Genomic DNA, 13,617 nt, shown 5'->3' on the forward strand with positions numbered 1-13,617 from the left:
CACCGCGACCTCGTCGAAGTCGCCAATGTCGGGCACGACGATGTCGACCGGGCCGGCCGACGCGGGCGCTGCCGCCGGGGCAGCCGCCTGCGGCGCCGGGGCCGCAGCGGGAGCCGCCGGGGCCGCAGCAGCCGGCGCGGGAGCGGGAGCCGCGGGTTGCGGCGCCGGCGCCGCGGCGGCATCGCTCTCGAGCACGACGATCAGGTCGCCCTCGTTCAGCTTGTCGCCGAGCTTGACCTTCAATTCCTTGACGACGCCCGCCGCCGAGGACGGGATCTCCATCGAGGCCTTGTCGGACTCGACGGTGACCAGGCTCTGCTCCGCCTTCACCGTGTCGCCGGGCTTGACCAGCACTTCGATGATCGCGACGTCCTTGAAGTCCCCGATGTCGGGAACCTTGACTTCCACCAATGCCATATCTCGTGTCTCCATTGCGGGAGAGATCTTGTGGTCTCCCCTCACGTTGCCGCGCAACATGAGCGTCGCCCCAAGATCACCCCCGATGTCCGCTTACGCGTACAGGGGGTTGATCTTGTCGACGTTGATGCCGTACTTCTTGATGGCTTCCGCGACCTTGGCCTGCGGGATCTTGCCTTCATCGGCCAGGCTCTTGAGCGAGGCGACGACGATGTAATGGCGGTTGATCTCGAAGTGCTCGCGCAGCTTGGAGCGGAAGTCGCTGCGGCCGAAGCCGTCGGTGCCCAGCACCTTGTACGAGCGACCGGCCGGGATGAAGGCGCGGATCTGCTCCGCATAGTTCTTCATGTAGTCGGTCGAGGCGATCACCGGCCCCTGCACCTTGCTCAGCTGCTGGGTCACGTAGGGCACGCAGGCCAGCTCGGTCGGGTGCAGGAGGTTCCAGCGCTCGGCGTTCTGGCCGTCGCGGGCCAGCTCGTTGAAGCTGGGGCAGGACCAGACGTTGGCGCCGATGCCCCAGTCGGCCTCGAGCAACTGCTTGGCCGCCTGGCTCTCGCGCAGGATCGTGCCCGAGCCCAGCAGGTTGACGGTCAGCGGATGCTGCGCCGCCTCTTCCAGCAGGTACATGCCCTTGAGGATCTGCTCCTCGGTGCCGGCCTTCAGGCCGGGCATCGGGTAGTTCTCGTTGAGCAGCGTCAGGTAGAAGTAGACGTTCTCCTGGTTCTCGACCATGCGCTTCAGGCCCGAGTGCAGGATCACCGCCACCTCGTGCGCGAAGGTCGGGTCGTAGCTGATGCAGTTCGGGATGGTGCCGGCCAGGATGTGGCTGTGGCCGTCCTCGTGCTGCAGGCCTTCGCCGTTCAGCGTCGTGCGTCCCGAGGTGCCGCCCAGCAGGAAGCCGCGCGCCTGCATGTCGCCCGCCGCCCAGGCCAGGTCGCCGATGCGCTGGAAGCCGAACATCGAGTAGTAGACATAGAACGGGATCATCACGCGGTTGTTCGTCGAATACGACGTCGCCGCAGCGATCCAGCTGGCCATGCCGCCCGCTTCGTTGATGCCTTCCTGCAGGATCTGGCCGGCCTTGTCCTCGCGGTAGTACATGACCTGGTCCTTGTCGACCGGCGTGTAGTTCTGGCCCGCGGGGTTGTAGATGCCGATCTGGCGGAACAGGCCTTCCATGCCGAAGGTGCGCGCCTCGTCGACCAGGATGGGCACGGTGCGCGGGCCCAGCTCCTTGTCGCGCAGCAGCGTCGTCAGGAAGCGGACGTAGGCCTGGGTGGTCGAGATCTCGCGGCCCTCGGCGGTCGGGTCCAGCACCGCCTGGAAGGTCGACAGGTCCGGCACCTTCAGCGATTCCTCCGCCTGCGGACGGCGCTTGGGCAGGTAGCCGCCCAGCGCCTTGCGGCGCTCGTGCAGGTACTGCATCTCGGGCGTGTCGTCGGCCGGCTTGTAGAACGGGATCTTCGGCAGCTCGCTGTCCGGGATGGGGATGTTGAAGCGGTCGCGGAAGGCCTTGATGTCCTCGTCCTGCAGCTTCTTGGTCTGGTGGGCGGTGTTCTTGCCTTCGCCGATCTTGCCCATGCCGTAGCCCTTGACGGTCTTGATCAGCATGACGGTGGGCTGGCCGACGGTGTTCACCGCCTTGTGATACGCCGCGTAGACCTTCTGCGGATCGTGGCCGCCGCGGTTCAGGCGCCAGATGTCCTCGTCGGACATGTTCTCGACCATCTTCAGCAGCTCCGGATGCTTGCCGAAGAAGTGCTTGCGGACGAATGCGCCGTCATTGGCCTTGTAGGCCTGGTAGTCGCCGTCCAGCGTCTCCATCATGACCTTGCGCAGCAGCTCCTGCTTGTCGCGCGCCAGCAGCGGATCCCAGTAGGAGCCCCAGATCAGCTTGATGACGTTCCAGCCGGCGCCGCGGAACTCGCCTTCCAGTTCCTGGATGATCTTGCCGTTGCCGCGCACCGGGCCGTCCAGGCGCTGCAGGTTGCAGTTGACGACGAAGATCAGGTTGTCGAGCTTCTCGCGCGCGGCCAGGCCGATCGCGCCCAGGCTTTCCGGCTCGTCCATCTCGCCGTCGCCCAGGAAGACCCAGACCTTGCGCTTGGAGGTGTCGGCGATGCCGCGGGCATGCAGGTACTTCAGGAACCGCGCCTGGTAGATCGCCATCAGCGGGCCCAGGCCCATGGACACGGTGGGGAACTGCCAGAACTCCGGCATCAGCTTCGGATGCGGATAGCTCGACAGGCCCTTGCCGTCGACTTCCTGGCGGAAGTTGTTCAGCTGTTCCTCGGTGATGCGGCCTTCCAGGAAGGCGCGGGCATAGATGCCGGGCGCGCTGTGGCCCTGGATGTAGAGCAGGTCGCCGCCGTGGATGCCGTCGTCGCCGTGCCAGAAGTGGTTGAAGCCGCAGCCCAGCATCGTCGCCAGCGAGGCGAAGCTGGAGATGTGGCCGCCCAGGTCGCCGCCGTCTTCCGGATGCAGGCGGTTGGCGCGCACCACCATCGCCATCGCATTCCAGCGCATGAAGGCGCGCAGGCGCTCTTCCATGTCGATGTTGCCGGGGAAGCGCTCTTCCCGGTCGGCCGGGATGGTGTTGACATAGGCGGTGGTGGCCGAGAACGGCACGTCGATGCCGGCCTGGCGCGCGTGGTCGATCAAGGTCTCGAGCAGGAAGTGCGCGCGGTCGCCGCCCTCCTCGCCGATGACGGCGGACAGCGCGTCCAGCCATTCCTTGGTTTCGAGGGCGTCGGTGTCATTGGCGGCTGCGCCGAGGAACGACTGGGGCTGCGCGGACATGTGTTGTCTCCTGTGTCTCAATCACGGCCTTCGGACGGGCAACCGCGCGGCGCGGTGTCCGATCCGAACAGGCAATCCTGCCCGAGCTTAAGGAAACACGCATGCGTCGGCACCCTCCGGAAGGGCTATGGCGGCGGAGTGTCGCATAAGCCGTCGATTTTCCAAATAGCGCGATGCGTTTCCGCATCGTGAAATTTCGAAGGCGTTTTCGGCGGCGATCCGTGACGGATGTCTTTCACGATGCGATCCGGGAATGCCCGGATCGGGAATGCCCGGGGCCGTCGGAGCCGGGTCGCGTCGAAGGCACCGGGATAATCGCGCCCATGTTGTCCCGCCTCGATGTCCAAGGCTTTGCGCGCCGTGCCCTGAACCCTCTCAAACGCCTGGTGTCGGCGTGGTGGCGGCGGCAGTCGCCGTCGCGGCAGGACCGCTTCGCGACGCTGGGCCCGCTGCTGTCGGTGGTGCTGTTCCTGGCGGCGATCGTCTCGGCCTTCTGGTACCTGCGCAACGAGGAGATCGAACGCGAGGCCGAGGCCGTCAAGCGCGACACCGAGATGGCGCAGCAGCAGATCCGCTCGCGCCTGATCGAGAACGAGGACTTCCTGATCCCGCTGCAGCGCGACCTGGCCAACCGCGCGATCGACAACCTCGAGTTCACGCAGCGCGCGATGGCGATCGCGCGCAACCGCCCCGAGATCACCCACATCACCTGGCTGAACGCGCGCCGCGAGCGCCGCGTCAGCGTCGCGGCGATCGGCGAGCAGGCCGACTCGCTGATGACGCTGGACGGCAGCGATCCGTCGATGCCCAACGGCCATGCCAACAGCGAGCCGGAGCGCGCCTTCCAGGGCGCGCGCGACCGGCGCACCCGGGTGTACTCGGCCTCCTTCGCCGACGCCAACAACACGACCGTCTTCCAGCTGCAGCTGCCGCTGAGCGACCGCGCCGGTTTCGCCGGCGTGCTGATCGCGGAGTACGCGGTGGAAGGCCTGCTGCGCTATTCGGTGCCGAACGAGCTGACCTCGCGCCATGCCGTCGCGGTGCTGGATCCGCGCGAGCAGGTCGTCGCCAGCACCGTCACGCCGATGCCGGGCAAGCGCATCACCCGCGCGCCGATCTATTACGAGGTGCCGATGGCGCCGGCGCCGGGCCTGGTGCTGCGCGGCCAGGGCTATCGCACCTCGATCGGGCTGATCTCCAACACGCTGTTCTGGATGGTGATGGCGCTGTCGGTGCTGACCGTCTGGATGCTGCTCGGCACCTGGAAGCACATGCGCCGGCGCGCGCAGGTCCAGAACGCCCTCGCCGCCGAGACCAACTTCCGGCGCGCGATGGAGAACTCGATGCTGACCGGCATGCGGGCGATGGACCTGGAGACGCGCATCAGCTACGTCAACCCGGCGTTCTGCGCGATGACCGGCTTCGCCGAGTCCGAGCTGATCGGCCGCAAGCCGCCCTTCCCGTACTGGCCGCCGGACCGCTACGAGGAAAACCTGCGCCTGCTGCAGCAGGAGATGCAGGGGCGCAGCCCGGCGGGCGGCTCCGAGGTCAAGGTGATGCGCAAGGACGGCAGCATCTTCGACGCCCGCATGTATGTCTCGCCGCTGATCGACCCCAAGGGCAAGCAGAACGGCTGGATGACCTCGATGACCAACATCACCGAGGCCAAGCGGGTCCGCGACCAGCTGTCGGCCTCGCATGAGCGCTTCACCACGGTGCTGGAAGGCCTGGATGCGGCGGTGTCGGTGCTGTCGGTGCAGCAGGGCGAGCTGCTCTTCGCCAACCGCAGCTACCGGCTCTGGTTCGGCGCCGATCCGAAGGGCCATGCGATGCTCGCGGGCTCGCAGCTGGCCGGCGCCACCAGCACCAAGGACGCGAGCTTCGAGACCGACGAGGACGTTGACGACTATGGCGGCCTGCCGGCGCAGCACCTGACCGAGGTCGGCGGCGATTCGCGCGAGGTCTTCATCGCGCAGCTCGACATGTGGTTCGACGTGCGCGCGCGGTACCTGCAATGGACCGACGGCCGCCTGGCGCAGATGCTGATCGCCACCGACATCACGGCGCGCCGCCATGCCGAGGCGCAGCAGCAGCAGCAGGCCGAGAAGGCGCAGGTCACCAGCCGGCTGATCACGATGGGCGAGATGGCCTCCAGCGTCGCGCATGAGCTCAACCAGCCGCTGACCGCGATCACCAACTACTGCAACGGCATGGTCTCGCGGGTGCGCAACGACAACATCCAGAAGGACGACCTGATCGTCGCGCTGGAGAAGACCGCCAAGCAGGCGCAGCGCGCGGGCCAGATCATCCATCGCATCCGAGCCTTCGTGAAGAAGAGCGAGCCGCAGCGCCAGCCCGCGTTCGCGGCGTCGATCGTCGAGGATGCGGTGGAGCTCGCGGGCATCGAGCTGCGGCGGCGCAACGTGCAGATCCACACCTATGTCGCGCAGCGGCTGCCGGTGATGCGGGTCGATCCCATCCTGATCGAGCAGGTGCTGCTGAACCTGCTCAAGAACGCCGCCGAGGCGATCGACAACGCGGCGCTGCCGCCCTCGCGCCGCCACATCGAGCTGCGCGTCGTGCCCAAGCACAGCGCGGAGCTCGGGGCCAACATCGAGTTCTCGGTGACCGACATGGGACCGGGTCTGCCGGTCGAGGTCATCGAGCGCATGTACGAGGCCTTCTTCTCCACGAAGGCCGATGGATTGGGCATCGGCCTAGGGTTATGCCGGTCCATCATCGAGTCCCACCAGGGTCGGATCCGCGCCGAGAACCTCTACAATGGCCCGTCCATCGTCGGGTGCCGGTTCGCGTTCACGATCCCCGTGGACATTCCGCGTCCGGAGCCCCAGCTCGTACCGCTCGACAAGAGCGGCGACTCGGGGACGGGCACTGCTCACAACACCGCAGCAACACCATGAGCTTGATTCCGAAGAAGGGTAATGTCTACGTCGTCGACGATGACGAGGCTGTGCGAGATTCCTTGCAGTGGCTGCTGGAAGGCAAGGACTACCGGGTCAAGTGCTACGACTCCGCCGAGAGCTTCCTGAGCCGCTACGACCCGCGCGAGGTGGCCTGCCTGATCGCCGACATCCGCATGGAAGGCATGAGCGGGCTGGAGCTGCAGGACAAGCTGATCGAGCGCAAGAGCCCGCTGCCCATCGTGTTCATCACCGGTCACGGCGACGTGCCGATGGCGGTGCAGACGATGAAGAAGGGCGCGGTCGACTTCATCGAGAAGCCGTTCAAGGAAGAAGAGCTGCTGTCGCTGGTGGAGCGCATGCTGGACCAGGCGCGCGGCGCCTTCGCCACGCAGCAGGAAGCGGCCAGCCGCGACGCGCTGCTGTCGCGCCTGACGACCCGCGAGGCGCAGGTGCTGGAGCGCATCGTCGCCGGGCGCCTGAACAAGCAGATCGCCGATGACCTGGGCATCAGCATCAAGACGGTGGAAGCGCACCGCGCGAACATCATGGAGAAGCTCAATGCCAACACCGTGGCCGATCTGCTGAAGATCGCGCTCGGCGCGAACACGGCGGCCGCGAAGGCGGGCTGATCCGACGACACATCCAGAGGCCGCTGCGAAGCGGCCTTTTGCATTCCCCGGGCAGAGTGATCCTCTGCCCTTCCGCTTTTCTGATTCCGGAGTACCGACCATGACCGCTCAACTGATCGACGGCAACGCGCTGTCCAAGCAACTGCGCGCCGAGGTGGCGACGCGCGCCGCCGCGCTGACCGCCCGGGGCGTCAAGCCCGGCCTGGCGGTGGTGCTGGTCGGCGAGAACCCGGCGAGCCAGGTCTACGTGCGCAACAAGGTCAAGGCCTGCGAGGACGCCGGCATGCATTCGGTGCTGGAGAAGTACGCCGACACGATGACCGAGGCGGAGCTGCTGGCGCGGGTCGACGCGCTGAACAACGATCCGTCGATCCACGGCATCCTGGTGCAGTTGCCGCTGCCCAAGGGCATCGACGCGCACAAGGTCATCGAGGCAATCGCGCCGGAGAAGGATGTGGACGGGTTCCACGTCGCCAGCGCCGGCGCGCTGATGGTGGGCCAGGAGGGCTTCAAGCCGTGCACGCCCTATGGCTGCATGAAGATGCTGGAGTTCATCGGCGTCGACCCCAAGGGCAAGCATGCGGTGGTGATCGGCCGCAGCAATATCGTCGGCAAGCCGATGGCGATGCTGCTGTTGCAGGCCAATGCGACGGTGACGGTGTGCCACAGCGCGACGCCGGATCTGGCGCACTTCACCCGCCAGGCCGACATCGTCGTCGCCGCCGTCGGCAAGCGCAACGTGCTGACCGCGGACATGGTCAAGCCGGGCGCGGTGGTGCTGGACGTGGGCATGAACCGCACCGAGGAAGGCAAGCTCTGCGGCGATGTGGACTTCGACGGCGTCAAGGAAGTCGCCAGCTGGATCACGCCGGTGCCGGGCGGCGTCGGCCCGATGACCATCACGATGCTGCTGGTCAACACCATCGAGTCAGCCGAGCGCGCCGCCGCGGCGCGCTGAGAAGGCTGACTCACACGCCATCAGTTCGTATCCGCCTCGCGCAGCGTCTGCACCACCGGACGCTGCAGCACCCCGCGCAACGCCCACCAGCCGGCGAGCTGCGCCAGCACCGCGCCGCCGATCGTCGTGCCGATCAGCACCCAGGGCTTGAACTGCCATTCGAACTCGAAGGCGTAGTGCGTCAACGCCCAGCCCAGCGCCTGCGCCGCCAGCCCGGCCAGCAGGCCGGCGAGCGCCCCCAGTCCCAGCAGCTCCGCGCGCTGCACCGCGGCCATCAGCGCACTGGACGCCCCGAACGCCCGCATCAGCGCGAACTCGCGCGTGCGCGCATCCCGTGATCCCACCGCCGCCACCAGCAGCACCACGACGCCCAATGCCAGCGCGACCGCGAACAGCAGTTGCACGGCCATGATCACCTGCTCCAGCACCTGCTGGACCTGGTGCAACTCGGCCGAGACATCGATCAGCGTCAGGTTGGGGAAGGCATTGACCAGCTTGCGATCGAGCGCCGCCGCGGCGCCCTCGCCTTGCGGCGACCGGTAGGCCGAGATGAAGCTGACCGGCAGCTCCGGCATCGCCGCATGCGGGTAGAGGACGAAGAAGTTGACCCGCATCGAGCCCCAGTCCACCTTGCGCAGCGAGGTGATCCGCGAATCGACCGGCACGCCGGCGATGTCGAACCGCAGCGTGTCGCCGAGCTTCAGTCCCAGTTGATCCGCCAGGCCCTGCTCGACGCTGACGCCGCCCCGCTCCTCGGCGGTCCACTTGCCGCCGGAGATCTGGTTGTGCGACGGCAGCTCGGCGCTGTGGCTGAGGTTGAACTCGCGCTCGACCAGCCGCTGCGCGCGCTCCTCGGTGAAGCGGCTGGCCTGCACCGCCTCGCCGTTGATCGCGACCAGGCGGCCGCGGATCATCGGATACCAGTCGTAGTCCTTGACGCCGGCCCGGTCGAGCTCGCCGCGGAAGCCCGCGCCCTGGTCCGGCTGGATGTTGATGACGAAGCGGTCCGGCGCGTTCACCGGCGTGGCGGCACGCCAGCTCTCGATCAGGTCGGTGCGCATCAGCACCAGCAGCGCCAGCGCCAGCAGCCCCAGCGAGAGCGAGCCGACCTGCAGCACCGCGAAGGCCGGCCGCGCCGCGACCTGACGCGTCGCCAGCAGCAGCCAGCGCGGCGCGCCGGCCTGTGGCACCAGCCGACGCAGCGCCAGCACCGCGCCATAGGCCAGCAGCGCGAAGAAGCCCAGCGCGACGGCGAAACCACCGGTCGCCACCAGCCCCAGGCGCCAATCGGCCGACAGCGCGGTGAGCACCGCCGCGAAGCCCATCACGCCCGCCAGCAGCACCGCGATCGAGCCCATCTTGGGTCGGCCCAGCTCGCGCCGGATCACCCGCAGCGGCGGCACGGCCGACAGCTGCAGCACCGGCGGCAGGCCGAAGCCCAGCAGCAGGCTCATGCCCATGCCCAGGCCCAGCAGCACCGGCCAGGCCCCCGGCGCGGGCAGGTCGACCGAGATCAGGCCGGCCAGCAGCGCGATGAAGCCGTAATGCAGCAGGAAGCCGAGCAGCACGCCGATCGCGCTGGCGACCAGACCGACGGTGGCGAATTCCAGGGTGAAGACCCAGGCCAGGCGCCGCTGCGGCTGACCGAGCACCCGCAACATCGCGCAGTCGTCGAGGTGGCGGTTGGCGAACTCGCGCGCCGCCAGCGCGACCGCGATCGCCGCCAGCAAGGCCGCCAGCAGCGCCACCAGGTTCAGGAACTTGGTCGCGCGGTCCAGCGTCTGGCGCATCTCCGGCCGACCGGTCTCCAGCGACTCCAGCCTCACGCCGCGCCAGTGGCCGTCCTTCATCTGCTGGCGGGTCTGGGTGGTGAACTGCTGCACCGCGCTGCCCGGCTCCTGCCCCTGGCCGATCACCGCGAAACGGTAGGTGACGCGACTGGCCGGCTGGATCAGCGCGGTGGCGGCCAGGTCCGCCTGCGCCAACATCACCCGGGGCGCGAAGTTCAGGAAGCCGGCGCCACGGTCCGGCTCATTGGCGATCTCGCCGGCGATCCTCAGCGTCGCATCGCCCAGCAGCAGCGGGTCGCCGACCTTCAGGCCCAGCGCGCTCAGCACGCCCGCGTCGACCCAGACCGTGCCGGCGGCCGGCGCCCCCACCTGGCGGCCATCCTTCAAGGTCAGCGCGCCCCGCAGCGGATAGCGCGTCCCGACCGCCTTGACCGCCACCAGGCGGCTGCCGCCGCCCTGGTCCTCGCCGGCGCGCGCCATGCTGGGGAAGTTCAGCGTCTCGACGCTGCGCAGGTTCAGTCGGTCGGCCAACTGCCGCACCGCGGCGGGCGTCGGCTGATCACTCGCGACGACCGCGTCGCCGCCCAGCAACTGGGCCGCATCGCGCCGCAGTCCCTGGTCCAGCCGGTCGGACAGGAAGGCCACCGCGCACACCGCGGCCACCGCCAGCATCAGGGCCAGGATCAGCAGGTGCAGCTCGCCGGCGCGTGCATCGCGCCAGGTCTGCAGGGCCATCTGACGCCAGAGGGACGGCGGACGGCGACCGGCCGGGTCGGCGGCGGGTCGGGCCGCGGAAGCCCCGGCAGGGCCGGCGGACGAGGAAGACGGATGCGCGCTCATGCGCGGACTGTAGCGAACCGCATGCCTGCGTGCTGCTGCGGGGATGCGGCCATGCAATCGGCTTGAACAGTCCATGCAACCGGTTTTGACGATGTGCCCCGGCAGCGGGCGTTCAATGAGGTCATGAACCTGCCCTTCCCTTCCCTGTTCGTCTCGCACGGCTCGCCGATGATCGCGCTGGAACCTGGCCAGACAGGTGCGTTCCTGCAACGGCTCGGCCGGACCCTGCTCACCCGCTGGGGCCGGCCGCGAGCGGTGCTGGCGATCTCGGCGCACACCACCGCCCGCGCGGCGGTGTTGCTGGGCGCGGACCGGCACGAGGCGATCTACGACTTCGGCGGATTCCCACCGGCGCTGTCCGCGCTGCGCTATGACGCGCCCGGTGACCGAGCACTGGCCGCGAGGCTCGGCGAGTCGCTGGCCTTGCCTGTCGTCGAGCATGGCGGGCTGGACCACGGCATCTGGACCGCGCTGCGCTATCTGATCCCCGCGGCGGACGTTCCGGTCATCCCGTTGACGCTGACGCCGCACGCGTCGCCCGCGCAGCTGATGGCGCTCGGCGACAAGCTCCAGGGGCTGGGCAGCGACGGGCTGCTGGTCCTGGGGACCGGCAGCATCACCCACAACCTGCGGCTGTTGATGCGCTCGGCGATCACCGGGACCGCCGCCGGCGACGGCGTGCCGGAGATGCCTGAATCGGCGGTCTTCCGGCACTGGTTCGCCGAGCGTTCGGCGGCCCGGGACTGGCCGGCGCTCGAGGCCTACCGGACGCAGGCGCCGCACGCCGCGCTGATGCATCCGACCGACGAGCACCTGCTGCCCTGGTACGTCGCCGCCGGCGCGGGCGGGCGGGACCATGCGCCGCTGCGGATCCACGAGGGCGTCACCTTCGGCTGCCTGGGCATGGACGCCTACGCATTCGGGCCGCACGCCGGCGCGCTCCAGGAGGCGCTGGCGCACGCCGATGCGCAGACCGCGGCGTCCTGATCGGCCGACCCACCAACGACAACGGCCCCGCGGGGCCGTCGTTCATCGGGACATCGCGCCAGCGGTCAGAGGAAGATCGCCGCGAGGATGCCGAGGATCAGCGCCCACTTGACGACGTAGTAGCCGGTGCGGGATCTCGCCTTGAACGCCTTGAAGAACAGGCGCACCTTGTACGCGTGATAGAAGAACTTGTTGAGGCCGCCGATGGGCTCGCTCTCCAGGTTCTGTGTCGCCGCCGAGGTCATCACCAGCTTGCCGAAGGCGCGGTTGAGCCAGCGGATCGGCGCGAAGTAGACCGGGCGCTCCACGTCGCAGAACAGGATCACGCGCTGATGCGTCGTGGTGTTCTCGGCATAGTGGATGAAGGTCTCGTCGAACATCACGTCCTCGCCGTCCTTCCAGTGGTAGCGCTGGCCGTCGACCTCGATGTAGCAGCCCGGGTCGTTGGGCGTGGTCAAGCCCAGGTGGTAGCGCAGCGAGCCCGCGTACGGGTCGCGGTGACGCACCAGCTTCGCGCCCGGCGGCAGCGACGCGAACATCGCCGCCTTCACGCCGGGGATCTGCTTGAGCAACTCGACCGTCTTCGGGCACAGCGCGTTCGCCGAGGCCATGTCCCGGTCATACCACTTCAGGTAGAAGCGCTTCCAGCCGGTCCTGAAGAACGAGTTGAAGCCGATGTCGTTGTAGCCCGAGGCCGCCTTGATGTAGCCCTCGTCATTGAGCTTGAGGGCTTCCTCGCGGATCAGTCGCCAGTTGTCGCGCAGCAGCTTGAGCTCGGGGAACTCGGCCGTGTTCAGGTAAGGCGTGGCCGGGGCGCGGGAGAACAGGTACATGACCGCGTTGATCGGCGAGATCAGCACGGTGAAGTCGGTGAGCGCGCGGGCCAGCTTGAAGCGGACGCGGCCGCGGAAATGGGCATACAGCGCCGAGGCGATGAAGATCGCCAGCACCCAGTAGCGCGTGGGCGGCAGCCAGTCGGCCATGTGTCGGGACTCCTGAAGACAAGCGGCGGATTATCGGCGATCGAGCGCCAGCGATACCGCCCAGAAAGCCATTCCCCCGAAGGCCAGGGCGACGCCCACCCATCCGGTCGAGGTCCAGCCGTGGCCCGCGGCGATCGCCAGTCCACCCAGCCACGGGCCCAGCGCATTGGCCGCGTTGAAGGCGGAATGGTTGAGCGCCGCGGCCAGCGTCTGGGCATCGCCGGCGACGTCCATCAGCCGCGTCTGCAGCACCGTGCCGAGCCCGCCGCCGCAGCCGATCAGGAAGACCACTGGCAGCAGCGTCCACAAGTTGCCGGCGGCGAAGGGATACAGCGCCAGCGATGCGGCGCTCCACAGCAGCAGCCCGCCGACGGTGGGCATCAATGCGCGGTCGGCGGCCCAGGCGGCGCCGAGCGTGCCCGCCGTCATGCCCATGCCGAACACGCTCAGCACCACCGGCAGCAGGCCGGGGCCGGCGCCGGTGACCTCGAGCAGCGTCGATCCGAGGTAGGTATAGACGGCGAACATGCCGCCGAAGCCGATCGTCGCGATGCCCAGCGTCAGCCAGACCTGACGGCGGCCGAGCGCCCCCAACTCGCGCATCGCGCTGGCGCCAGCCTGGACGCGGTCCCGCGGCGCATGCATCGCGACCAGGGCGGCGGTCAATAGCGCCAGCAGCGTCACGACGCCGAAGCCCCAGCGCCAGCCTGCCCACTGCCCCAGCGCATTGGCCAGCGGCACGCCGACGATGGTGGCCACGGTGAGGCCGAGCATCATCAGGCTGACCGCCTGGGCGCGGCGCTGCGGCGCCACCATCGACGCGGCGACCAGCGCGCCGACGCCGAAGTAGGCGCCATGCGGGAGCCCGCTCAGGAAGCGGAACAGCAGCATCGCGTGATACCCGGGCGCCAACGCGCTCAGCCCGTTGCCGACGGCGAAGGCCAGCATCAGCAGGATCAGCAGCGTGCGGCGCGGGACCTTGGCGCCGAGCACCGCCAGCAGCGGCGCGCCGACGACCACGCCCAAGGCGTAGGCGCTGATCACATGCCCGGCGGAGGGGATGTCGATCCCCAGGTCGGGCGCGAAGAACGGCACCAGGCTCATCGCCGCGAACTCGGTGGTGCCGATCGCAAAGCCGCCGATCGCCAGCGCGAGCAGCGCCCAGCCGGTGTGCGCACTGGGGAGGGGGGCGTCGGAAAGCTCGGGCGAGGCGGTCGGTGAGGCGGCGGACATGTTGGACGGCTGAAAGAAAACGTTCAGGAAACGTTCAGCATTGCAACATGAATCGAC

Annotated in this window: 9 protein-coding genes; 4 read left to right on the forward strand and 5 right to left on the reverse strand. The window is 68.5% G+C overall.

Going from position 1 to position 13,617, the window contains the following annotated elements; translation table 11 throughout:
- A partial coding sequence (locus CS062_RS19065) for a biotin/lipoyl-containing protein (RefSeq protein ID WP_303645161.1) occupies positions 1–417 on the reverse strand: 417 nt, incomplete at its 3' end.
- 93 nt (positions 418–510) lie between these two features.
- On the reverse strand, positions 511–3,216 hold the full coding sequence (gene aceE / locus CS062_RS19070; RefSeq protein WP_099863148.1) for a pyruvate dehydrogenase (acetyl-transferring), homodimeric type: 2,706 nt from the start codon (positions 3,214–3,216) through the stop codon (positions 511–513).
- 323 nt (positions 3,217–3,539) lie between these two features.
- Between aceE and CS062_RS19075 the strand changes: the two genes are divergently transcribed.
- From CS062_RS19075 to folD, 3 genes are all read left to right on the forward strand, one after another.
- A complete protein-coding gene (locus CS062_RS19075; protein ID WP_099863149.1) occupies positions 3,540–6,137 on the forward strand; it encodes a PAS domain-containing sensor histidine kinase in 2,598 nt (865 codons plus the stop codon).
- On the forward strand, positions 6,134–6,769 hold the full coding sequence (locus tag CS062_RS19080) for a response regulator transcription factor (RefSeq protein WP_091734133.1): 636 nt from the start codon (positions 6,134–6,136) through the stop codon (positions 6,767–6,769). Before CS062_RS19075 ends, CS062_RS19080 begins: the two co-directional genes overlap by 4 nt.
- Before the next feature lie 100 nt (positions 6,770–6,869).
- Complete coding sequence (gene folD / locus CS062_RS19085) at positions 6,870–7,727, forward strand: bifunctional methylenetetrahydrofolate dehydrogenase/methenyltetrahydrofolate cyclohydrolase FolD (protein ID WP_099863150.1); 858 nt, start codon at positions 6,870–6,872, stop codon at positions 7,725–7,727.
- Positions 7,728–7,747: 20 nt separating this feature from the next.
- On the opposite strand, the gene CS062_RS19090 is transcribed toward folD, so the two are convergent.
- The gene (locus CS062_RS19090; RefSeq protein WP_099863151.1) at positions 7,748–10,252 is read right to left on the reverse strand and encodes an ABC transporter permease; all 2,505 of its coding nucleotides are present in this window, start codon (positions 10,250–10,252) and stop codon (positions 7,748–7,750) included.
- A 228-nt stretch (positions 10,253–10,480) separates the two neighbouring features.
- Here CS062_RS19090 and CS062_RS19095 point away from each other — a divergent pair, with 228 nt between their 5' ends.
- The gene (locus CS062_RS19095) at positions 10,481–11,344 is read left to right on the forward strand and encodes a dioxygenase family protein (protein ID WP_099863152.1); all 864 of its coding nucleotides are present in this window, start codon (positions 10,481–10,483) and stop codon (positions 11,342–11,344) included.
- 65 nt (positions 11,345–11,409) lie between these two features.
- Here the strand turns inward: CS062_RS19095 and CS062_RS19100 are convergent, their stop codons facing one another.
- On the reverse strand, positions 11,410–12,327 hold the full coding sequence (locus CS062_RS19100) for an aspartyl/asparaginyl beta-hydroxylase domain-containing protein (protein WP_099863153.1): 918 nt from the start codon (positions 12,325–12,327) through the stop codon (positions 11,410–11,412).
- A gap of 30 nt (positions 12,328–12,357) precedes the next feature.
- Complete coding sequence (locus tag CS062_RS19105; protein ID WP_099863154.1) at positions 12,358–13,560, reverse strand: MFS transporter; 1,203 nt, start codon at positions 13,558–13,560, stop codon at positions 12,358–12,360.
- Between the last annotated feature and the right edge of the window lie 57 nt (positions 13,561–13,617).

The sequence above is a fragment of the Roseateles chitinivorans genome (assembly GCF_002761755.1).
In the GTDB taxonomy this organism is placed as follows: domain Bacteria; phylum Pseudomonadota; class Gammaproteobacteria; order Burkholderiales; family Burkholderiaceae_C; genus Roseateles; species Roseateles chitinivorans.

Excerpts from the sequence above, each read along its gene's own strand:
- CS062_RS19075 (WP_099863149.1), top strand. The coding sequence starts at position 3,540 with ATGTTGTCCCGCCTCGATGTCCAAGGCTTTGCGCGCCGTGCCCTGAAC.
- CS062_RS19105 (WP_099863154.1), bottom strand. The coding sequence starts at position 13,560 with ATGTCCGCCGCCTCACCGACCGCCTCGCCCGAGCTTTCCGACGCCCCC.
- CS062_RS19080 (WP_091734133.1), top strand. The coding sequence starts at position 6,134 with ATGAGCTTGATTCCGAAGAAGGGTAATGTCTACGTCGTCGACGATGAC.
- folD (WP_099863150.1), top strand. The coding sequence starts at position 6,870 with ATGACCGCTCAACTGATCGACGGCAACGCGCTGTCCAAGCAACTGCGC.
- CS062_RS19095 (WP_099863152.1), top strand. The coding sequence starts at position 10,481 with ATGAACCTGCCCTTCCCTTCCCTGTTCGTCTCGCACGGCTCGCCGATG.
- CS062_RS19090 (WP_099863151.1), bottom strand. The coding sequence starts at position 10,252 with ATGGCCCTGCAGACCTGGCGCGATGCACGCGCCGGCGAGCTGCACCTG.
- CS062_RS19100 (WP_099863153.1), bottom strand. The coding sequence starts at position 12,327 with ATGGCCGACTGGCTGCCGCCCACGCGCTACTGGGTGCTGGCGATCTTC.
- aceE (WP_099863148.1), bottom strand. The coding sequence starts at position 3,216 with ATGTCCGCGCAGCCCCAGTCGTTCCTCGGCGCAGCCGCCAATGACACC.